Source organism: Paenochrobactrum sp. BZR 201-1, from assembly GCF_044987585.2.
Lineage (GTDB): Bacteria > Pseudomonadota > Alphaproteobacteria > Rhizobiales > Rhizobiaceae > Paenochrobactrum > Paenochrobactrum pullorum.
Genome location: NZ_JBJDRZ020000008.1, coordinates 1 through 20734, shown reverse-complemented (window position 1 = coordinate 20734; position 20734 = coordinate 1). Strand labels below are relative to the sequence as shown.

Genomic DNA, 20734 nt, shown 5'->3' with positions numbered 1-20734 from the left:
GGGCTATGTGGCTTGTTACAATTGCACTTTTAACTGGGTGCGCTAGCGGGATGGAGCCAATTTCAGACCCAGTCTTTATTCAAGGCTTTACCATTACGAATGTTGGCAAAACCGTAGTTTGCATGGGGTCGTATTCACGCTCTACCTTGGAAACTGATATCACGACAGATATTACATGCGATGGCGGCCTAACTGGCCGTATTGCGATCAAGACGTTGAGCAACGGTCACCCAACTGTCGCGACAGCATCAATATCAAACGGTACTGTCGCACAAGCTCGATTTAAGCCAATTTTAGGCGACAGGCACGCTTACGGCGATATTGTTCATGTCACAATGAAACCTCCATCACCTAACGTTAGGGTGGAACAGTATCCGAGAATATCAACACCTGCCCAAACAAGCTCCAGAGCATCTCGATGGTCATCTAGCCGGAGGTATTATCGCGGCCCACGCGGTGGGTGCTATTACATAAACTCGAATGGCAACAAAACGTATGTCGATGGGAGCTATTGCCGATAACCCGCCGAAGCGGGGTATTCACTCATCCAACCATTCAAATAACTCGTCTTTTTCCTTACCGGATAAGCCCTGTTTATCTTCCGGTGTGTTCGCTTTTACATAGCCATCGACTGAGGCCATGAACTGCCACATGGACATTTGCCGTACTTCCTGTGGCGTATATCCTAATGCTGCTCCATTTCCGTAGATTGCGGCAAATCTGATTTTTCCATTGGGGAGGCTGTCGAGTTGCTCCCCGTCTGACTTGCCGCCTGATGCTCCCCCACTGGTTCATCTTTCGTGCCATGGATGGCAGTCTGAAGAATTGCAGTTGCAAACAGAAGGTTCTGTGCCAAGTCTGGTACTCGCTTCTCGACGTAAGTCCTTACCAACGTTGTCGCTTCAACGGGTGTTTTGCCACCACCAATCAGCCCCTGCCGGATAACGTGAGCGATCTCACCTGACCTGCACTGGCGATTATATAGCCGCTCTAAAATCACCCATGGGCCAGCGTCACAGGCTTCCTGCAATGCTTCTAATTCGCCCCAGCCCAAGCGGAAGGTGTATTCACCATCCGCCCAGATCATTTGTACCAATGCGTCTCTACTCATTATGGTGCCACCACACGAACCATTTCACCATCTGACTGCATCGACACATTCAGTGTCACGCGGCGACCATCGGTTGCGCCAACCTCAACAGTTTCGATGTGAAGAAAGCCAGTCCATGTAATGGTCTTGTCTGGGAATTCCCATTCAATTTTTGCAGGGGTGGATTCAGTATTTTCATAAGCATCAAGCCATGTCTCGACCGATGTATCTAGAAGAATGCCCTCACCACTTACCGAGATTGACAAACTAGTGGCATCACGCCCTTGCCATGGCACTGCATCAGGGTCATCACAGTTTGGCATTAAAATATCTTCAAGGCCCTTGCTTAGGGTGATTGATCGCTGGGTAAATCCGCACGGTGCCACATATTCAACTGGGGTTGAATCGTCACCTAATAGTACGCGTACCTTACCGCCTCTAATCGGTTTTGGTTTGGTTGCCATGATGTTTTCTCCATTGATATTAGGATGATGCGACCTGTTTCGCCGCTTTTGTTATGGAACGACGAACACGGCTCAATGCCCGCTTCCTGTTCGCTCGATAAGATGGGAAAAAGTATGCTTGCTTTGGCATTTTCTGAGTGCCGAACTCGATCCATCGGGCATAAAAGGCTTCGCTGTTACCTGCGTAAATCGTGATTGTTAAATCACCAGCAAGACTGGCCTCAGCGACTTTTCCCAACGTCATCGCCCCCTTGGGAGCTTTGCCCCAAGTCCAACCGATGCTATTACGCAAGTCGCCCTTATCGACAGGTACCAACCGCTGTGCCATACCGACAATTTCATCCGCTGAGGTTTCAAGCGCCTTCCGAATTTCGTTCTTCGCCACCTGTGGCATCCGGTTCAACTTTCGCTGAAGCTTTGCCAGTCCGATTATCTTTGCGTAGGTTGCCATCACTGATCCTCACGGCTTTTTGTTGCTTGATCGCCTTCTCGGCACACGACCTTGTGACCAAACCCTCGAACCCTTCCGGATAGGCAATAGTTATCTGCGGCTTAGGCTTCCAATCGAAAGCAGCCGTAAAACGAACGCGAGGCATGGTGATTATCCTTCAAGAATTCCGGTAAACTGAACGACACCGTGTGTTGTAATGCCGTCCGGATCATCCAGCACACGGGCGATTTCTATTCGGCCATCAATCAAAGTGCCTGATGAGAGGTCACCATCCAAACGGCGCATCACATTCACAACGGCATCTACAATCTGCTTGCACTGCCATTTTCTGCCGTTTGCTCGCGTCCATACGTCGATCTGAACGGTTTCTTCACGCATGTCGATGCAATCGACATCCGTGGGTGTGAAATCTGTTGCGCCTAATGTGATATACGGAAACTCAGGTGATGACGGCGGACTATCCCAGATGCGACTACCAACCAATGAGGCAACAACCGGATCAGCCTTGAGCTTAGCTAGCAATAAGTCCTGAAACGCCACAGACACGCTCATACGGCCACCCCGCTTTCGGCAGTTATTTCGATGAACTGACGGTCTTCGGTCGGCACAACAGCACGGATATTATAGACCGTGCCGGTGCGTGCATCTCTCATGACGGTATCGGTATCAACCTGCATCGTCTTACTGCTGCGGCGCACCGTGACGACAACCGGCTGTTTGCCCTCCAACCGTGCGGCCTGAACAGTCTCACCGCCACGTAAATACCGGATATGAGCCCGTGTTTCGAATGTGACTTTGTTCTGATCAAAGCCACCGTGGCCGTCCTCGACTTCCTCAATCAGATCAAACGCGACCTTATGATAAAGCGATCCGGCAGAACGGTTATTTGCCATCAGAAAAACACCCTACGATGTGGCGTAATCAGCGCATCAACTGCCAAGGGAAGTTTGCGAATGCCGTCTGTGCTGGATGCCTCACGGTTTTCATACCAGTGGCAAACCATCAGCATAATTGCCACTTTGATTGATGCAGGAACCTTGCTGGCATCCTCGCCGTAACCCGTGGTGAATGTCACCTGCACGGCATCAGAACGGTCATTGATTAATGAAGGTTGGTCAAAGCTGCCACGGAACCGCAATAACGAGCCTGTGGCAGTTTCGACGACCTCATACGCATCATCTGGAAGAACCTGTTCAGCGCCAGCGGGATCGATGTATTTAACACTTGCGGTAGATACATCACCAAATGGCAGAACAATCCCATAGGAAGGCCAGAGAGCGAGATCTAGTCGCCAATCCTGATTAATGATGGCTCTGCCTAAAATGCCACTCCAACCGTCTAAATAATCAACAGCAGCGCCAAGATATGCCTGCAAAATCTGATCATCGTCGTTGAAATCAACCCGTGCGGCTTCCTTCACTTCATCAAGGGTAACAGGCAAAGATGTGGGTGCAGCCGCACGGATTGGCTTCATCGTTTATTCCTTTTCAGTCTTTGCTTTGGCCTTTGGGCGCTCAACCGCCCCTACCTGAATAGCAGCATGAATGAGGTCTTCTGGGCACTCGTCACCAATATTGAAATCTGTTGGGTACGGGTTACCACCTGTTGCGCCCTTGAAAGGCTTTATGAATTTCATCGGCTTGCTCCAATTGAATTTAGTGATCGGGCAGCGTGAGCCGCCCGACTGTAAAGCCAACTGTTACGGTGCAGGTGCAGCCGCCACGCGGTGATAACGGATGAACTCAGGGTTCCAGAGACCACCGCCAACGCGCTTGCGTGTGTAGAACATCACGTAAGGCTTATTGGTGTATGGATCACGAAGAACCTGAACGCCCACACGGTCAAAGATGCGATAACCTTGCGCCATATCGCCGAAGATGACCGGAATGGCGTTTGCGGCCACATCAGGCATGCCGGACAGTTCATTGACTGCGTAACCGAGAACCTGCGCTGGCTGACCTGCTTGGAAAGGCGGCTGCCAGAGATAGTTGTCCTGACCATCCTTCATCTTGCGAATGACGGAATGCGTCTTGCGGTTAAGGTAAAAGGCCGAGCTTGGCGTAATGCGTTCCGATGGAATGCCGTAAACCAGATCGATCAAGCCATCAGCGGTAAGAGCCGCAGCCGCGCCAGTATTGACCTCAAGGACGGGGCCGAGTGGATGTTTTTCACCCGCTGGCAGCGCTGTTTCTGCCGCCGCATCAAACATGAGTACGCCCTTAGGCTTATTCACGCCGTCGCCGGACAGGAACGCAACACCTTCCTGCTGGGCAAACACCAGATCAACTTCACCGGCGAGATAAGCCGCGATGTCGATCTCGCTATCTTCCAGCAAAGTTTGTGTGATGCCCGGATCGGCGTACAGTTCACCAAACTTGAAAGCATATTCTGCAAATTTAGGGCTATTTGTTTCAGGACGAGCGGCAGTTTCACCAACCCAGCCAGAACCTGCACCGTGCATATTATAGAGGTGCTTGAAGCCTTGACCGCGAACATTCTGGATCGATGCAAAGCGGCGCATCGGTGAAACGGTTGCCAGTTTGTCGGTAATCTGACGATCCCATTCAACAGGGGCAGTAAAGCCACCATCAGGATTTGAACCGACCGACATGGAGGCCATAACACCATCGGGGCGATTGGCCGAGCGGACCTTGCCCTCACCTTCACCGGTGCGCACCCAGTCGTTAAAGTCGGACTTATATTCCTTCATTTCTGGGCTGTCATTGTCGCCGTCTTTGGCCGGAACATTGCCGAGAGCCATTTTGACATTCAGATCATCAATGGCAGTGGACATAACGCCAATCTGTTCATTGATGCGATCAACTTTTTCAGACTGCACAACGTCCTTGCGAACAGCTTCCAGTTCCTTTTTATGCTCGGATTTGAATTCTTCAAAAGCGCGGTTCACACCATCGATTGCAGCCTTGATATCACCGGCTTCAGCGCGCACGGCTACGATCCCGCGTACTTTACGCGAGTTAAAAATACGGGTCATGGGAATACTCCTGTTACGACCGAATTGTGGAGATCAGCCGATCCATGTCGGCTTTGAGATCAGCAGCGTCATGCGTACTGGTTACGGTAGCGTTATGCTTACCGCCTTTGACTTCACCGATGAGGCTACGGCGCTCATTACGTGGAAGCCCTGATTTCGCCAGAAGCGCATCAACACGGCGCACCGCGTTGACCTTCTGATTGGCATCTGCCTTAGTCTTGTCTTCTGTGACCTGATCGGCAGCGAGATATTCGTCGGCAAGTCCAGCAGCGATTGCCTGCTCACCGTTGAACCAAGTCTCTGCATCCATCCATTCGGCGGCCTTGGCCTTCTTGACGTTGGCGCGTTCTGAATAGAGCGTTGCCATCGCATCGTCGAAAGGCTCCATGGTCTTTGCCGCATCTGCCAGATCGTGACGGTTACCAATGGCGACAACCCAAGCATTGTGAACCATCAGGAAGCCAGCCTTGCCGATCAGTACCTCATCGCCGGCCATTGCGATAACGGATGCAGCGGAAGCCGCCATACCGAGAATGCGCACTGTAACTTTTGCCGGATGAGCGCGTAGCAGGTTATAAATCGCCACGCCTTCAAAAAAGTCCCCGCCTGGGGAGTTGATATCGACGAAGATTTCACTGTTGCCGATAGCACGTAGCGCCGCGGCAACCCGCTTTGACGTAACGCCACCGCCAGACCAGTAATCTTCGCCGATCACATCAAGAACGGTGATCGTGTTTTCTGCGGTCTGCGAAGCTTGAACACCTGCATTCCAGCGTTCAATCGCATCTGCATCAGGCTCGAAGGCGCAAACCTTTGGCAGACGATAAGCCTGCATCTCAGGCAGTGTTTTTAGGCTCATTGCCATTACCTTTCTGCGCAAGTGGATTTGGCGCAATAGTTTTCTCAGGCAAGTCCATCGTGTCGCGGACTTCCTCGTAATCCATCCACGGCTGATGCCCACCAGAGCCAAGGGCTTTGGCGAAGAAATCAGCCTGATCTTTCATTGATCCACGTAGCAAAGCGCCAGCATTGAATTTAACCTCAAGCTGCTCTCGCTCGATATCCGTCATGCATGATCGTTTGATGGCCTGTTCCCACGCCGTAAACCAAGGGTTCAGCGCATACCGGACAAATATCTGTCCGAGCACATCAATGCCGGAGCCCCAGCTGGTATCATCAACGCCAAGGAAAGGACGCGGCACACCAAAGGCACGTCCAATTTCCTCAATCTGCAAGGCACGACTTTCAAGCTGCTGGCTCGCTTTGGCACTGCTTGTAAATTGATGCGGCTGCATTCCCTCTTCAATAATAGGCCACTTTCCAGCGTTTTTCGTTCCGCTGTACTGCTCTTTCATTGAAGCTTTTAGTCGCGCATATGCTTCAGGCGATAGCTTCTCAGGGTGTGACAGCATCCCACCAATGAGCATGCCATTCTTGAAGAAGTTGCGTTGCGAATCCTCTAATTCGCGGGCCAGATCAATCGCAGTTGCTGCTACCTTCACCATGGAAGTGCCTGTTAAGCCGTCCCCACTGTCCGCATAAATATGCAGCATATCCTTCGGGCTAACGGTGCGAATATTGCCCTTCCTTGGCGTGTACTGGTACTCAACTGACCAGTCAGAATTCTGCTTAACGACAACCAGTGACGGATCGAGCGGAACCAGCCGGACAACACGCCCCATTGAGCGAATAATCAGCGCATAGGCATTGCCATGAACCAGTGCATTACGCTGCATATGCTGACGGAAGTTAAAAGCCGTCTGCCAGTCATTCGGCTTTGAGTGCAGTAAAGAAAAAAGCCCGTTTTCACGAGCTTTCTCTTTGGTTTCCGTATCAATAACATGCACCGGTAGCATACCGATAGAGTAGGAAATTAGCGAGACACATCGGAAAACCGCTGTATTTCGCATCGCCTCCTTAATAGACAATGGGGACACAGCGCTATCACCGCCATTGCGCATCCATTCCTTAAAACGCGGATCGTCGAAACCCATAAACTGCGCCGCCTCGGACATCGCATGAATTTGTGGCTGCACGGCTGCTGCCTCCGGCTTACGGCGGAATATGTTCAGAATGTCCATTAAACCACCAATATGCCTCTTGTTTCATATACAGACGGCCCTTTCGCTTCAGGGTTACGGCTCATCACCGTCACCGCATCGAACAAGGCCATGACTGGGTCAATCTTCGCATCACCTGCATTCTGCTTGGTAGCTCGGATCGCCGTAGCTGTAGGCTCAATTTTAAGGTTACTGACGCACCAAGACATAAGAGCTGATCCAGAATGCCTAAGCGTTCCGTTGGCAAGCTTGCGCTCTGCGGTCTTGATTGCGTTCATCATCGCGTAGCCTTGCGGTGCACCGACCAGAAGCCCTTCCTCCTGAGTGACGCCAATTTCTGACAAAGCCTCGATCATTTCACCAAGCCCAGCCGGATCCACTGCGACCGATGCCAAAAGCCCACGCTGTTTGATCTCGTCAATGATCTCAACAATCGCGCTGATATCGTCCAGCTCATCCTCGACAATGGTCAGCTCACCAGCTTTGGCAAAATCTCTCAGCCGGTCAGCAATTGCCTTGCGGCGAACTAGAACCCCTTTGTGACACCAAGCATGCGTCCATAAAAGCCAGTCGCGTGTGACCTTATGGCGTCCGAGCGCAGCGAATCCGAACAAGTCATCCAGACCACCGCCATCAAGCCCCGGCACAATCACATCGCAATTGTCGTAAAGATATTGGAGCGTGATCTTCTCATCGCTCCGCTTGACCCAAAAGTCGGCCCCAGGCCAACGATTGGCTCGAGTGTTCATTCCAATCTCAACGTTGAGATGCTTGGCAAGGAATGTTTGGATCGTGTCGCCTTCCTCATCCTGACCACTCAGGACAAGTGCAAGTTTACGTTCTAACCATTCTTTATTGACCGAACGCCCGATATTCGGGTTGGTCACATAGAAATTCTTCGGCTTCAGATAGTCCTTATTCTGAACCATCTTATCCGGATACTCATATAGCACCGGAAGGCTGCGAGGGTCGCTGATGATGCCGTCACGAACATTCCGGAAGTAATCCAGTTTCTCTTTGAATACACCTGCCGGTGGCGAATCTGACTGAGTAGAAATATAAATCACAAAGCCCTCAGGCCGTGAGATCAAGCCACCGGTTGCCTCCTGCAACATAGCACTGGCACCGTTTTTCTTACCAAATAGCCAAAGCTCCTCAATAAGGACAAACGCAGCCTTCTTCCCCGCTGACGTGGACGAATCTGCCGATATAACCTTTAAGGTCGCATTAGTGAGCCGGTGGGTAATTTGCTTGAGGTTGTCCTGAACATGCAATAAGTCCACTAAGTCTTTATCGGCACGTGCCATATCTGCGGCCGGCTTAAAAGAGTTGTCAGCAACTTCTTTCGTTGGCGCAAGGATCAATAGTTCCGCTGAATACCGCCAGTTCCGGATCAACGCCGTCAGCATGATTCCTGCAACGATAGTCGACTTGCCGTTTTTCTTCGAGATGAGGAGGAAGAATTCCTCAATCAGGCGCTTGGCATTCCTTTCATCATACGCACCAAACACAGCACGGACGAAATCAAATACCCATTCCTCCGACACCTCGCCAAATGTTGGATGCTCAAAGCTCTCCGTATCAGCATCGTAGACCATCGCCATGTCTACGACCTTGAGAGACTTAAACACCGCAAGCGCGGCTTCTGCCTCATCAGGGAACAATGGCGCGAATGGTATTAATGATTGACGTGCAAGAATGCGCTTCTCCCAATCAGGACAAGCAGTAGACCATTCAGGTTCCATCAGCATTTAGCGATTATCCACGACCAGCTTAGGCGGTGCCGGTGGCGCAAACTTCCCACCAATGGATTGTGCTGCCAAAATCTGCTCTTCCTTCTTACCGAGTTTCGGCTTCTTTTCCTGCTTTTCTGGGGCGAGGCGTTGCAGTGCATCATTGGCAGAAACCTGCTCAATCATTTTGTTCTGTGCCGAAACATTCCCACCCATAGCAGAGCGATAACGCGCCATCAGCAGGTCAGCTCGCACCTTTGCAGTGGCGCGATCTAACTCCAAAATAAAATGCTTTCTTAAGGTCGGCTCAGAAATGCCAATAACTTCAGCAATCGCCTCGTTCGACATGCCTCCAGCCTTGAGAACGCGGGCTTTTTCTCGATCCTCGTCAGTTGGCACAAACTCACGACGACCGCTGTTTTTGTTACCGGCCATGGCTGAAAATCGCTCTCCAAAAAAATAATATGTTAGTGAGGGGGACGCGGGTCTAAAAAGCTAAGTCTTTTCAAAGATTTACCCTCCCCCCCGTCTGATTTCCCTTCAAAACGATTGAAAATCCACCGACTTGCTATTGTGACTGACTTACCAGCAGCGACGCTCTTGTCGTTGCTTCGTGCTATCGTGGCACCGCTTACAAAGCGTCTGGAATGGTCCTGACCAGAATGATTGCTCATTACCGTGGTGCTGCTCTATGTGGTCACAAACCAATTGTGATGTGTTGCCTTCGATCACCTTGCACATCTGGCAGGTGAATAGATCACGGACAAGCACTGACCAACGTAGTTTCTGCCATCTGCTGGTCTTGTACCATTGTCGCCAAGCCTGTGTCTGGTCACGATACTGGCTGCGCTCTCGTTCGTTGCCGGTAGTATATCCCAGCCTTGGCTTCATCGTAGAAACCAGAGGCTTGAGGGTGCGGAGCTTAGCCATAGCTCTACTCAATATCCTCAAAGCCGAATGACTGACCATCAGGGCCAACGCAAACCGCTGCCATCTTTCCTTTTAATGGAGCGAGCTGTTTCACCGCTGTCTTACATTGCACTTCCGTCATTGGTGTCAGCTTCACATCGTCGATCATAATGGCTCCGGCTGTAACCACCATCAGCATCCAACTAATCATATCCAATCCTTTGATGTCTTTACCGAGCCTGCCCACTTCACGCCGTGATATGCAGGCCCTTCACCCAAGAGCGGCCAGCGTTGCTTCTTCCGCACGAGTGTAGCTATGGCCTCATCGCTCGGGGGGATGAGTTAAAGGAGTGCCGCTCCGAAAATGAAAAACCCCGCACTAGGCGGGGTGTGGGTAAGCATCTCAAAAATCATAAATTCTTTTTGCATAACCAGACTTATGATCTATTTGATAAAGATATAAACTTTCCTCTGGGATCACGGATTTTAACTTTTCAAACACAAATTTAGCAACTTCACGTTCATCATTATTAATTAATTTCAATAATGCTTCCCCGACGTCACTGAGTAAATAAGTTGCGAAACATGGTTCCCCGTTATTATTTTTTAAACCTATTTCATTTTTATAATTAATTTCTAAGTTTGTTCGGAACCCAACCCCGTATTCACTAATAATAAAACACCAAACCTCCTCCCCATTACTCTGTGTCATCTTTGAAAAAGCCCTTAATTGGTCATCTGCAGTGCTAGTAAAAATGCCGGCTCCGAAAAGTTTGACCCGCTCAGTGTAAGATGTGTTCCGCACGAGTGATCTAAAAAGAATATTTCCAAATCCGTAGGCTGATAATTCTTCAAATAACTTCGCAACATCACTGTCTAGTTCATCAATAGCTCTTAAAACTTTCTTATTAAAAGTTCCGGGCTTCCGTATCTCCCCAGCGAGAACTCTTCCCCAGCGCTCACGAAGCTCATCTGTCGAAGCGCCTTTAGCGTAGTCCTCAAATCGCCCAAGAAAATCCTCACTTAACTCCTTAGGCCCAGCATTCATCGCCTCTTCAGCCATTGGGTTACTAGACAAATCCTGAAGTGCATTCGCTACTACTGCGTCTTTATTCTCTTGTTCTCGTAATATGCCTTTGAAATGTGTTTCAAAGGCTCGCTTGGAAAATTCGTGATCAATATGCATTTCTTGTATCCCAAACTCTGCCGCCTTACGAATAATAGCAACTTCGCCTTGCGTTTTTTCTCGTCTCTTTTCCGTAAGCGCTTCAATTTTTGCGCTAAAAAAGTCAACTGAACTGCCGACTAACCGATCAATTCCAGATAAAGCTCTACTCTTTGCGGATGCCTTAATACTATTATCAACTACCTCTGCGGATACAGAAATTTCATTCGAAAGATGATCTTCTTTTTCCATAACTCACCCCCGTCTAAACTTAATTAAACGTGAGGTGATTCCTAAACATTTTGCAATGATGTGGTCTTTAGACTTTGGCAGCCTAAACAAGCACCTATTATCGCTTGGTCTGGGCGTATAAAACAAAAAGGCAGCCTTTAAGCTGCCTTCCACCTCGTATTCCTGCCCATCCGCTTATGCAGCGGGTTTCATTTTCTCATGAAGAGAAGGGATGTTCTTGGGCTTAGCGCCCTGAGCCATGAAGTGATTTGCCCCACGAACACAACTCTTGGACGATACCGTTTGTTGATGTGATTTATGCTCGGTTTCGGACACGGGGTCAACGCCGTCTGTCAACCGAACGAAATACAATCGGTTGAGATTGTTCGCAATCCAATGATTTAACTGATCAATTTTTCTTTTCAATTGTCGGTCATTCATCATATTTTCTAATGCGTAAGAGCTCAATTTCATTCCCTTATGCACTTTCACCCGCGCCCAACCATACAAAAGCTTGCGGTCTGCTTCGCTTTCCAGTGCGTTAATCCATTCCCATGTTTCATACATACGGTCGATTGCTGCCGCCTCTGGTCTCCGGCGATAGTGCGTTTTAGCCTTTCCGTAATCGTCCTTGTATTCCCGCCATATGGCTTGAATGGATGCTGGCATCTTTACCCCTGGCATCAGCATTAATGTCTGCGCCGCTTCTAGTACCCGTGCCTCAATGTCTTTGTGTGTCCAAGCTTGATATATTATTTCCATAGAGAAATTGCTCCTAGAAATGCGCCGACCACCCCGAGGAACAACGATAAAACTGATATCCATGCTGGAATGAAAGTCGCCGGAGAGGTAGCATTGATTAGATACTTGATCTTTCCCAAAAACCCAGCGCGCGCGAATTCGAATTCACAATGGGTATCTCTTTCAATACCAAAATATTCTCTCAAATCTATGTCCATCAATATTTCAGATGGATTTTCATCATGACCAAGAACAACGACATTCTTTTTTCGTCCGTTGAACTCCAGCTCAATTACTGAATGCCGCGGTATGCCTTTTCGGTTGTAATAATGAATTCGCACGATGTCTTGCGATGTGTCGCTTGATCCCAAGCCTTTGACTAAAAACTTCATGCTGCCTCCCCTAGCCATTCTAGCAAATCACCCTGTATTGGATCATAGAATTTTATCCCGATTAATACACGCAACACATGCGTGGTCGGTAGCCCACAATTCATCCCTTTGGCCTTCCTGCGTAGGCTGCCGAGATCAATCGCATCAAAATCCTGAACCAATGTCCTTCTGCTGACCAATTCAGGGTTACGCACCAGCACCGCCGAAACGGCCTTAATCATGTCTGCATACAATTCCCGTGCATTCTGCGGCGAACCAACCATCAATAACAAAACAAGGCGAAGATGATCCTCGCCCTGCTCTCGTCCGATTTCCCTCAAGGTATGTTTGCAGAAGCACTCTCTGGGCTTCCGGCTTGTCGGTGAGTGGTCAAAGTTATCCCGTAGGATCACCCCACACTGACGCGCAACCTTGAAGATATCGCATCGGTGCTTCAAGCGACCTTCCTTTCCACCAGAATTGCCTTGCCCTTTTTGAAGATCGTTCCGAATGCTTTCTCTGCCTCAGAGCGTGCACTGGCTGCCGTTGCTCCTGTGCGCAGGTAATCACCGTTCATATATGCCAGAAGATGTTTGAGGGCAGCTTCCGTGGCTTCCAGCTTAGTTGCGTAAACGATTGGCTTGTCACCCTCGCCCATAACTGGCTTTGGCTTACCATCTCGTGCAAAACGAAGCATTGCCCAGTAGCCGCGTGGAACTTCACGGACATATCCAGAAAAACAATTCATAGCAGCCCCATTGGGTTTTCTAACACTTCACGTTTGATAAGCTCAGGCGCGTTCATGCCGCCCAGATCGACAAAGCTGGTTGTGCTTCCATGCCAGCCGCATTCAACATCGCGGGGCCACTGGCTTTCACGGGACAGCGCAAGGAATATTTTAGCCTTGTCTTCATTCTGATCTACGAGGTCTTTCCACACCTCATACAGATCGGAGAACTTTGACGGCTCATTCTCTTTCAGGAAAACAACCGGTCTGAATGGGATAAGCACATGATCGGCATCGCGTTCGATTGCCCCAATCAGGTCGGAATATCGCGGTTTCTTGGCAAGCAACTGGTGAAAGAACTTCTCATTTATTGTCGGTTTATAATCCGTGAAAACATTCTTCTTGAGCTGAGCGCACCCGATGATTGGGATATCCGTCTCTCTGGCTATCTGCTTAAGCCTCGCGGTTACAATCTGACCGAACTCCCAATCAGCCATCTTCTTTTCATCTTTGCCGCGGTCGATCAGCCCCATATGGTCAATAACAACAAGACCTTTCCCCTTTTTGGAAACAAAGTATCGGACACGTTCCTCAATCTGATCCAGCGTCAATCGCTTCTGCTGAATATAAATTTGCTTGTCCTTGTGGGCATTGCGGAAATGCATGAGACGCTCAAAGTCACTTTCTGTGACCTTCCCGCGCTTTTGTCGGTTCACTGTGACATTGGTTTCACGGCTGCTTTCACGCATCGCTAACTCAATATGAGACATTTCACCGGAATAAAACCAAACTGGAAATCCTTCCGAAGCCGCCCCCATTGCCAGCTGACCTGCCAGTGCTGACTTGCCCTGCTTTGTTGCGCCACCAAGAATGATAAGCTGGCCGCCACACATAGGGCCGATAAGTTCTTCAATCGGCCGGAAACGGTAACCTATTCCGGTTCCCTTTTTACCCTTGTATGCCTTATTCGTTGCCTCTAACGCTTCGTCTAAGGCAGCACCGAAAGAAACGGCACCGTATATATCATCACCATCAGAAAGAGCCTGACTGATTTCAGAGATTGCCTTTTCACCAATTTTGGCTGGGTCACCGTCCGTTTCGATATTCTGAGCCGTTCGGATCATATCCTCGGCCACCGAGATAATTTGACGACGCTTATAAAGATCAACCAGCATCTGAGCGATCTGGGGGAGCATCGCAGGTGGCAATGAGTGCTGGGCGCAGGCACGAATGACCATTTTGCCCAAAGTCATGTCAGGGCTGACATTCTGATCCCATGGGAGAAAAGGCTTGATCGTTACCGGCTGGGCAACCTGACCCTTTTTAATCAAGTCACCCATCACTTCATAAACTTCACCTAGAATACTTTGTGAGAAGTGCATTGGCTGGAGCATGCCGGCAACAAGCTGATAAGCGTCATTGTTGACAAGGATTGTTCCAATAATCGCGGCCTCGCCCTCGACATTGCATATTTCAGGCTGGCAGTGATCTTGATCGTATCGGCGTTGGGCGTTCATGCTGCCACCTTAAGGTTCATCTTGATCTGTTGACGCTTTGCTTGTGTTTTGGCTTTTTTTGCTGCTCGTGTAGCCTCCTGATGAGCCTTGCCGCCCGACACGAGCCAGAACATGCAGCCAATCGCATCGGCGCTGTTGTCATCCTTCGGTTTCAAACCACGACGAGCGCATTCCTCAAGGACTTTGTCTTTGATCCACTTACGGCGCTCATCAGCCTTAACGATTTCTTTGGGTGCTCTAACCACACCAATGAAAGCCTTACGCCATGATGACGTTGTAACGGTCCGCGGGTATAGCAAAGCGCGGCGCTCACACATCATTTCAAGCGTTGCCAGCCATCCGCCCGCCAACTGTGCTGAGGCTTCAGTACGTGCGGCTGAATAAGCTTCTGCCTCAATCACGATCTCAAGGTTCTCTCCCTCGATGCCATGGCTCCGACGAAGTTGGCTGATGTTATCCCATAGATTGAGGTAATACTGGCCGCGGCGATTGCATTTATTGCCATCCATGTCGCGGGTTAAATCCCATGTGCCATAAGAAAGGCGCTCACCAACGGACCGCTGTTGCTCCTCTGGCTTTTCACTGTCATCTAGAAGGAGACAAAACCCAGCCTTAGTGGATGGATCAATTGTGAGCTTGTGCATCTCATTTGCCCTCATACAAAATGACTGGCTTTGACGGGATAAGCGGTGTTGCGCCCCAGATATACCATGCATGATCTTCGGTACCGGTTGTCGCACCTTCAAACCACTGGATACGATCAACCAGATTGATCTTGGCAATAAAGCGGGGGTTATCTGCAAACAGGTGGCGACGGGTTTTACCGAAGTCGAATTTGGTAGTCAGCAGTAATGCGACCATGCCAGCGCATCGCTCAAGCGCATTTTCAGCAAACTTCACCGCATCACGGTTGCCTTTTCCATACGGTGGATTTGTGATCAGTGTATCTGCGCTAAAATAGTGATCTACATCTGACAAAAAATCATAAATAAAATCGTGTTCACGGTCGTAAACAACGATGTCACTCGCAACCACCATTGGAGAATGTTCTTTCAGGACATCAACCATCAAATGATTACCGGCTGCTGGTTCCCAAACTGACTGACCATTAAGCGGAAACCGGCGCAATAACGCTTCTGTTACCCATGGTTCCGTCTGATATAGATCATTCTCTTTTCGGGCATAGTTCGAAGCCACAACAGTCATATCTCACTCCACCAGCCAAAAAACGAACGGGAAAACAACGACCAACACCATGATGAATGCGAACACGCTGTAGATCATCAGCCAACCAATGAAATCACTCATGCTGCCACCTGCTCCTTGCTGTGATTAATGCGGCGCCGGATTTCCGCTATTTTATTAATGCCGTGAAGAATTGTTGTATGGTCGCGGCCACCGAATAATTGACCGATCCGCGGTAGCGAATATTGCAGTTGCTGCCTGATCTCATACATTGCCGTTTGCCGTACCAAAGAAACGTGCCTTGCACGGGATTGCCCTGTAAGGTCAGCCATTGTTAGCCCGTTCAATTCGGCCAAATTCGCCATGATTTCCTTGGCGCTATTATATGCCGTTGTTGGCTCCCGAACGATGATGGCTCGCATCATATCTCTTTCGGCTGGGCAGTATTTTTTAGAGGATTTAATCTTGGCTGATGCTTTAGCGAGGGCTATATCTTTTCTGGTTTCTGAGGCTGTAACCCATGCGTTGCCAATCTCGGTATCATTATAGATCAGCCGATTGATCGTCCTTCGCCAAAGCCCCATTTCTGTAGCCAGCTCATTGATTTGCTTGCCTTCGTTAATGTGGCGCAGGGGTTTCCTCCTGCTGCCGGGTGTTAGCTTCACCACTACGCTGCCTCCGCATCTGGGAAGTCAGGCTCCCCGTGATCGGGCTGCTTAATCAGTTCGCTTTCTGGCTCGGGCTGCTCTTTCTTTTTGATGCCTTCAAATAGAATGCCCTGCCCTTCATGCCATCCACGCCCCCAATCTTGGCCGTCTTGAGTGGCCTCATTGTATGGGTTGATCATCGTCTCTCCTTCGAGACCCGCAGTCAGGCCAGCCTTGTAAGCTTTCTCATCAAATTTAGCTGTCATATCGAATAGGTCGATCTGGGTATTGACCGGAATGTCAGCATACGCCAGCGCCTGACGATGAGATTCGATCTCATCTTTGATCGCCTGTAAGCCTTCGTCGGTCTTGGCCTTTTCGTAGAGCTTAATCTGATCCAGTCCATTGGGCCCAAGATCGGCCTTCACTGACTTGCCGACATTCTTTAAAGCTGAATCAGCGGCTTTTTTTACTGCTAATGCTTTGAGGTAATGGTGACGATGCACGAAAAATAAATTGCGGCGATCTTCATCTGAAATGCTGTTGTGACCTATATTACTCATGCTGCTTCTCCTACCATTGGAATGGACTGCCAAATTTCACCAATGATAATTCTTCGGATATGGCCGACATCGGCGCTTAATGACTTGGCGATTGACCCGTAACTTTCGCCTGCCGCAGAGCGTTGACGCATTTCGATTACGTCTTCTTTGGTAAATCTGCTGTTATGTACGGCTTCACCTAACGGAATGGTGCCGTGATCAAATTTGTCTGCTGAATTCTCAGACCATGTTGCCCAGCGCAAATGCCGTTTATTGACACATTTTCTGTTCCCACATGAGTGGGCAGCTTCTTTTTGTCCATCAGGCTCGCCATAGACAAACTTACAAACCAACCTATTCGCGGTTATTGTTTGCTTGTTGTACTTTAATGATCCGTACCCTTCGTTCATGCCAAACGGCCACTCAATACATTCGTCAGTTTCTTGGATTATGGATTGCTTTAACCATTTCAGCGGGGCACCGAACGCAGTTCCACCGCCTGTTGGGCTGCCGTGCCTTCGGAGCCGTTTGTAATGCGCTGTGCAATACCCTCTCGCGATTACAGGAGAACAACAGCCATCAATTAAGCAGGTATTTTTCATTTCCGTTCTCCCGATGTTGGAATGTTGAATTCTTCTTCAATCGTTGGGTAATCAATCAGCTCCGGGCAGACGTACTCAGCTAAGCTGGTTCCCCTCCTGCGGAGCGTAGCGGCGAGCAATATTCGACGCCGGAGTGATAGCCATCTGAGCCATACGGGCGGTTTCTGCTTTGTAGGCAGCATGTCGCTCTCTTTCGATGATTAGCGCCTCTAAGTCCGTGATTTCACGGTTTTCGATGCGGTTGGCTTCTTTGTTAAAAATCGCCCTAACCCTGCGGCGCGTCCATTTAGAACTTTTTCTGGAAAGCTTGTCGTAAGCTCTATCGAGCATGGACTTGATCGGCTCACGTAGGCCGCGTTGTCCAATCAGTTCATCCAGAAGGTCAGCAGCTAAGTCAGCGTCACACATTGAGATACGATCCTGTGAAAAGCGCTTGGGTGAAAAATCCACGTTCTTGGGTGAGATTTCCATGATCTTGGGTGACTCCACGGTTATTAATTGAACCGTGGATGCAGTCATTGGGACGCATCCCAGAACGAAAGGACTGTTGAAATGAAGTTGGAACGGATCGTCCGAAAGGAATGGAAAACCAGTACGGGCGTCCAACTCGTCTTGTGGACTTGGCCGGAGAACGCACCAAAGCAGCCGAAGGGAGACAGCTTGCAGGCACATAATCCTTTCGACATTTTTCGGTGATGTTCATGGGGCTAATCCTTCTTGAGAAATGGTTTGACCGGAGTTCCAATTGGGGGAACCAGAACTCCGGTCTTACCGCCTACCGCGAGTATGGGAGGGGGACGGTAGGCAATGGGGTTTAGCGGCGGCTAGAACCGCTGCGGATTCAACGCGAAAGCGTTCACGAGATAGTTCAGGCATCTGATGCCAGCGCCTTTCAGCAGCTTCATCCAAAGTCTCTAAGCCTGTGACCTGACCAGCTGAGTTTCGCTTAGGTTTACAGGTGCCTACAACGTTTTTGATAAACGTCTGGAACAGTGCAAAAGCGCACCGTTCAATCATGTCAGAGTGAATGCTCATGCCGCTGCCCCGCCGAAGATATCGGGGCGCAATTCATGGCGTGAAATACCGGTGACGCGTTCAACTTCCAATGCCCTGTCAGCCGGCACCTTTTTCCATTGCGATACCGCTTGGGAAGTAATCCCCCCAAGAGACTTGGCTAACGAGGCTGGGCCTCCTGCTTTCAATTTGGCATTCTCACAAGCTTTTTCCATACACAATTGAAAGCATATCTTTCCAAATAATGCAAGCAACTCTTTCGATGAAAGTTGGCCTTTCTACATGCATATTCAAAAAATGACAGAAGAAGCACTAGATTCCGCGGCCATTGGGAAACGCATCAAGCAATTGCGACATGACAACATGAAGCTTTCACAAGAGGCTTTTGCATCCCTGCTTGGCGTCACTCGTGGCGCTGTTGGTAATTGGGAATTGGGAAAAGGCATCAAGTTTGAGAACCTTCAGAAGATTGCTCTCATTCTGGAACAGCCTGTTGAATGGCTGGCTACAGGTCGCGGAAGCGCTACAGAGGACTTTCGTCGTTCACCAACTCAACCTTTGTCAAAGCCTCGCCTTGTGTCCAGCTTTGACCCAGATGATGATGTCTACGCAGGTAATGGCTACTCACGCGAACACTGGAAGCCGCATACTGCCGGAGCTATCCCTGAATTAGATATTAAGCTTGGAGCTGGTAACGGTACTATTGGTGACATCATCAACCTGCCAGTTGGTGACGGCAGCGTCTCTGGGCACAAGGTCATCCGTGAATGGGTTATCCCGCTTGATTATCTTCGCGAGGAAATCAAATCATCACCAAGCCACACCACCATTATGGAGGTGGTCGGGGATTCAATGCACCCATCATATCTTCCGGGTGATCGCGTACTGGTTGACCTTTCTCAAAATTCAGTCACCACCGATACAGTGTATGCAATCAGCTATGATGATGAGCCGCCGCAGATCAAAAGATTGCAGAAAATACCATTCAGTGAGCCAAAGCAGGTCAAGGTTATTTCAGACAATCCTATGCTGGAAACCTTCACGGTAGAATTGGACAAGTTGACAATTATCGGTCGCATCTGCGGGCACATGGCGAGAAAATAACAAGGTGTAAAAATGGCACTATCTACTCAGCAACAAATACTCATTGAGCAACGGGTTACGAATGAGTCTAAATCGGTAGGTGCTGCGTACCTTTTATGGTTTTTTCTATGGTTTTTCTCTGCGCACAGATTTTATCTGGGCCGCCCAGGTAGTGCTGTCCTACAGATATTATCATTCTTTATTGTTATTGGTTTCGTCTGGGTGATAATTGATGCCTTTTTAATACCCGGCATGGTTCAGCAACAAAAAGATGAGGTGCGCCGGCGCTTGTCATCAGATGCGCTAATAAACAGCGCTACATAAACAGCAAATATTCTTATTTTTTTTGGGGGGGAATATGAGGGGAATATTAGCGGTGGGGGCCGCACTAATTACAATCTCATCAGCTAATGCAGCTGAAATTTCCGTTTGCATTAAAACGGATAACGACCTTGATCGCCTTGCTTGCTATGACAAAATATCGGGTAGAACGCCGCTCATTACGCCTGCGAAAGAAGCGCCAGGCAAATGGGATGTATCAACAACCACTTCTAAGCTTACCGACGATAAGAATATTACTTTATTTTTAGCTTCAGAAGAAGTTGTTAACTGCGGCTGGAACCGGGGTGAAAAGATCCGCTTAATCCTGCGCTGCCAAGAGAAAAAAACATCCCTGTATATTAACACCGGATGTCACATGACCTCAAGCGACTACAACGATTACGGCGATGTTACCTACAGGCTTGATAGTGACAAAGCTCGTAAAGTCGGGATGGCAGAATCAACAGATAATAAAGCTTTAGGCCTATGGTCTGGTGGTAAATCAATACCGGTAATCAAGCAGATGCTCAGTAAGGACGAAATGGTCGTACGGATGACACCTTACGGGCAGAGCCCATTTACTGCAACCTTCAAGATTGCGGGCTTATCAGATGCTATCAAGCCACTGCGTGAAGAGTGCAAGTGGTGACGGTCTATATCGCCGGAAGAGTTTGATGGATTATGCATGAAGCGATCTTTGGGAACAAATAACCGTCAACGGCACATGCGATACAAGGGGTGAGAACCATTGGCCATATACAACCCAGAACAGCTTGTTCACAAACTCCTTGCCCTAGGAAGAGAAACCGAGTGGGTAGAGTTTAAAAATGGCAACGATGGACATGAGCTTATTGGAAAATATGCATCCAGTTTAGCTAACTCAGCA

At 49.2% G+C, this 20734-nt stretch carries 29 protein-coding genes; 3 read left to right on the top strand and 26 right to left on the bottom strand.

Features of this window, described 5'->3' with window-relative positions; genetic code table 11:
* Positions 1 to 685: 685 nt before the first annotated feature.
* The 26 genes from ACI0FR_RS07660 to ACI0FR_RS07535 all read right to left on the bottom strand — a co-directional run bounded on the left by ACI0FR_RS07660 (position 686) and on the right by ACI0FR_RS07535 (position 18659).
* Complete coding sequence (locus ACI0FR_RS07660) at positions 686 to 1111, bottom strand: gene transfer agent family protein (protein ID WP_461667912.1); 426 nt, start codon at positions 1109 to 1111, stop codon at positions 686 to 688.
* The gene (locus tag ACI0FR_RS07655; protein ID WP_461667911.1) at positions 1111 to 1554 is read right to left on the bottom strand and encodes a phage tail tube protein; all 444 of its coding nucleotides are present in this window, start codon (positions 1552 to 1554) and stop codon (positions 1111 to 1113) included. The genes ACI0FR_RS07660 and ACI0FR_RS07655 overlap by 1 nt, the downstream gene beginning before the upstream one ends.
* Positions 1555 to 1573: 19 nt before the next feature.
* Positions 1574 to 2005: an HK97-gp10 family putative phage morphogenesis protein gene (locus ACI0FR_RS07650; protein ID WP_461667910.1), complete on the bottom strand. Its 432-nt coding sequence runs from the start codon at positions 2003 to 2005 to the stop codon at positions 1574 to 1576.
* A gap of 150 nt (positions 2006 to 2155) precedes the next feature.
* A complete protein-coding gene (locus ACI0FR_RS07645; RefSeq protein WP_461667909.1) occupies positions 2156 to 2557 on the bottom strand; it encodes a DUF3168 domain-containing protein in 402 nt (133 codons plus the stop codon).
* Entirely contained in the window at positions 2554 to 2898 is a 345-nt protein-coding gene (locus tag ACI0FR_RS07640) for a head-tail adaptor protein (protein ID WP_461667908.1), read from the bottom strand. Before ACI0FR_RS07640 ends, ACI0FR_RS07645 begins: the two co-directional genes overlap by 4 nt.
* Positions 2898 to 3479 (bottom strand): head-tail connector protein, encoded by a 582-nt coding sequence (locus tag ACI0FR_RS07635; RefSeq protein WP_461667907.1) that lies wholly within the window; start codon positions 3477 to 3479, stop codon positions 2898 to 2900. Before ACI0FR_RS07635 ends, ACI0FR_RS07640 begins: the two co-directional genes overlap by 1 nt.
* Positions 3480 to 3482: 3 nt before the next feature.
* Positions 3483 to 3641: a hypothetical protein gene (locus tag ACI0FR_RS07630; protein ID WP_461667906.1), complete on the bottom strand. Its 159-nt coding sequence runs from the start codon at positions 3639 to 3641 to the stop codon at positions 3483 to 3485.
* Positions 3642 to 3704: 63 nt separating this feature from the next.
* The gene (locus tag ACI0FR_RS07625; protein WP_461667905.1) at positions 3705 to 5000 is read right to left on the bottom strand and encodes a phage major capsid protein; all 1296 of its coding nucleotides are present in this window, start codon (positions 4998 to 5000) and stop codon (positions 3705 to 3707) included.
* Positions 5001 to 5013: 13 nt separating this feature from the next.
* Positions 5014 to 5859, bottom strand: a complete 846-nt coding sequence (locus ACI0FR_RS07620; protein ID WP_461667904.1) for a head maturation protease, ClpP-related — start codon at positions 5857 to 5859, stop codon at positions 5014 to 5016.
* Positions 5837 to 7081, bottom strand: a complete 1245-nt coding sequence (locus ACI0FR_RS07615; protein WP_461667903.1) for a phage portal protein — start codon at positions 7079 to 7081, stop codon at positions 5837 to 5839. The genes ACI0FR_RS07620 and ACI0FR_RS07615 overlap by 23 nt, the downstream gene beginning before the upstream one ends.
* Positions 7081 to 8811, bottom strand: a complete 1731-nt coding sequence (locus ACI0FR_RS07610) for a terminase large subunit (RefSeq protein WP_461667902.1) — start codon at positions 8809 to 8811, stop codon at positions 7081 to 7083. Before ACI0FR_RS07610 ends, ACI0FR_RS07615 begins: the two co-directional genes overlap by 1 nt.
* Positions 8812 to 9228 (bottom strand): hypothetical protein, encoded by a 417-nt coding sequence (locus ACI0FR_RS07605; protein WP_461667901.1) that lies wholly within the window; start codon positions 9226 to 9228, stop codon positions 8812 to 8814. It lies immediately after the preceding gene.
* A 499-nt stretch (positions 9229 to 9727) separates the two neighbouring features.
* Positions 9728 to 9913, bottom strand: a complete 186-nt coding sequence (locus ACI0FR_RS07600) for a hypothetical protein (protein ID WP_461667900.1) — start codon at positions 9911 to 9913, stop codon at positions 9728 to 9730.
* 192 nt (positions 9914 to 10105) lie between these two features.
* Positions 10106 to 11119, bottom strand: coding sequence for a DUF2806 domain-containing protein (locus ACI0FR_RS07595; RefSeq protein ID WP_461667899.1), 1014 nt, complete (start codon positions 11117 to 11119; stop codon positions 10106 to 10108).
* A 174-nt stretch (positions 11120 to 11293) separates the two neighbouring features.
* Positions 11294 to 11860, bottom strand: a complete 567-nt coding sequence (locus ACI0FR_RS07590; protein WP_461667898.1) for a DUF6362 family protein — start codon at positions 11858 to 11860, stop codon at positions 11294 to 11296.
* Positions 11851 to 12231: a hypothetical protein gene (locus ACI0FR_RS07585; RefSeq protein WP_461667897.1), complete on the bottom strand. Its 381-nt coding sequence runs from the start codon at positions 12229 to 12231 to the stop codon at positions 11851 to 11853. Before ACI0FR_RS07585 ends, ACI0FR_RS07590 begins: the two co-directional genes overlap by 10 nt.
* Positions 12228 to 12551 carry a hypothetical protein gene (locus ACI0FR_RS07580; RefSeq protein ID WP_461667896.1) on the bottom strand — a complete coding sequence of 108 codons (324 nt, stop codon included), beginning with the start codon at positions 12549 to 12551 and terminating at the stop codon, positions 12228 to 12230. The genes ACI0FR_RS07585 and ACI0FR_RS07580 overlap by 4 nt, the downstream gene beginning before the upstream one ends.
* A gap of 113 nt (positions 12552 to 12664) precedes the next feature.
* Positions 12665 to 12958, bottom strand: coding sequence for a hypothetical protein (locus ACI0FR_RS07575; RefSeq protein ID WP_461667895.1), 294 nt, complete (start codon positions 12956 to 12958; stop codon positions 12665 to 12667).
* Entirely contained in the window at positions 12955 to 14454 is a 1500-nt protein-coding gene (locus ACI0FR_RS07570) for a replicative DNA helicase (protein ID WP_461667894.1), read from the bottom strand. Before ACI0FR_RS07570 ends, ACI0FR_RS07575 begins: the two co-directional genes overlap by 4 nt.
* Positions 14451 to 15098 carry a hypothetical protein gene (locus ACI0FR_RS07565; protein ID WP_461667893.1) on the bottom strand — a complete coding sequence of 216 codons (648 nt, stop codon included), beginning with the start codon at positions 15096 to 15098 and terminating at the stop codon, positions 14451 to 14453. Before ACI0FR_RS07565 ends, ACI0FR_RS07570 begins: the two co-directional genes overlap by 4 nt.
* A gap of 1 nt (position 15099) precedes the next feature.
* Positions 15100 to 15660 (bottom strand): hypothetical protein, encoded by a 561-nt coding sequence (locus tag ACI0FR_RS07560; protein WP_461667892.1) that lies wholly within the window; start codon positions 15658 to 15660, stop codon positions 15100 to 15102.
* A 98-nt stretch (positions 15661 to 15758) separates the two neighbouring features.
* Complete coding sequence (locus tag ACI0FR_RS07555; protein WP_461667891.1) at positions 15759 to 16307, bottom strand: helix-turn-helix domain-containing protein; 549 nt, start codon at positions 16305 to 16307, stop codon at positions 15759 to 15761.
* Positions 16307 to 16849, bottom strand: a complete 543-nt coding sequence (locus ACI0FR_RS07550) for a hypothetical protein (RefSeq protein ID WP_461667890.1) — start codon at positions 16847 to 16849, stop codon at positions 16307 to 16309. The genes ACI0FR_RS07555 and ACI0FR_RS07550 overlap by 1 nt, the downstream gene beginning before the upstream one ends.
* A complete protein-coding gene (locus ACI0FR_RS07545; RefSeq protein ID WP_461667889.1) occupies positions 16846 to 17430 on the bottom strand; it encodes an HNH endonuclease in 585 nt (194 codons plus the stop codon). Before ACI0FR_RS07545 ends, ACI0FR_RS07550 begins: the two co-directional genes overlap by 4 nt.
* 75 nt (positions 17431 to 17505) lie before the next feature.
* Positions 17506 to 17949, bottom strand: coding sequence for a hypothetical protein (locus ACI0FR_RS07540; RefSeq protein WP_461667888.1), 444 nt, complete (start codon positions 17947 to 17949; stop codon positions 17506 to 17508).
* 512 nt (positions 17950 to 18461) lie between these two features.
* Complete coding sequence (locus ACI0FR_RS07535; protein WP_461667887.1) at positions 18462 to 18659, bottom strand: Cro/CI family transcriptional regulator; 198 nt, start codon at positions 18657 to 18659, stop codon at positions 18462 to 18464.
* Positions 18660 to 18726: 67 nt separating this feature from the next.
* Between ACI0FR_RS07535 and ACI0FR_RS07530 the strand changes: the two genes are divergently transcribed.
* The 3 genes from ACI0FR_RS07530 to ACI0FR_RS07520 are packed head-to-tail and all read left to right on the top strand — an operon-like array spanning position 18727 to position 20497.
* Positions 18727 to 19548, top strand: a complete 822-nt coding sequence (locus ACI0FR_RS07530; protein ID WP_461667886.1) for an XRE family transcriptional regulator — start codon at positions 18727 to 18729, stop codon at positions 19546 to 19548.
* Between the two features lie 12 nt (positions 19549 to 19560).
* Entirely contained in the window at positions 19561 to 19851 is a 291-nt protein-coding gene (locus ACI0FR_RS07525; protein ID WP_461667885.1) for a TM2 domain-containing protein, read from the top strand.
* A 34-nt stretch (positions 19852 to 19885) separates the two neighbouring features.
* Positions 19886 to 20497 carry a type VI secretion system-associated protein TagO gene (locus tag ACI0FR_RS07520; RefSeq protein ID WP_461667884.1) on the top strand — a complete coding sequence of 204 codons (612 nt, stop codon included), beginning with the start codon at positions 19886 to 19888 and terminating at the stop codon, positions 20495 to 20497.
* The last annotated feature ends 237 nt before the right edge of the window (positions 20498 to 20734 follow it).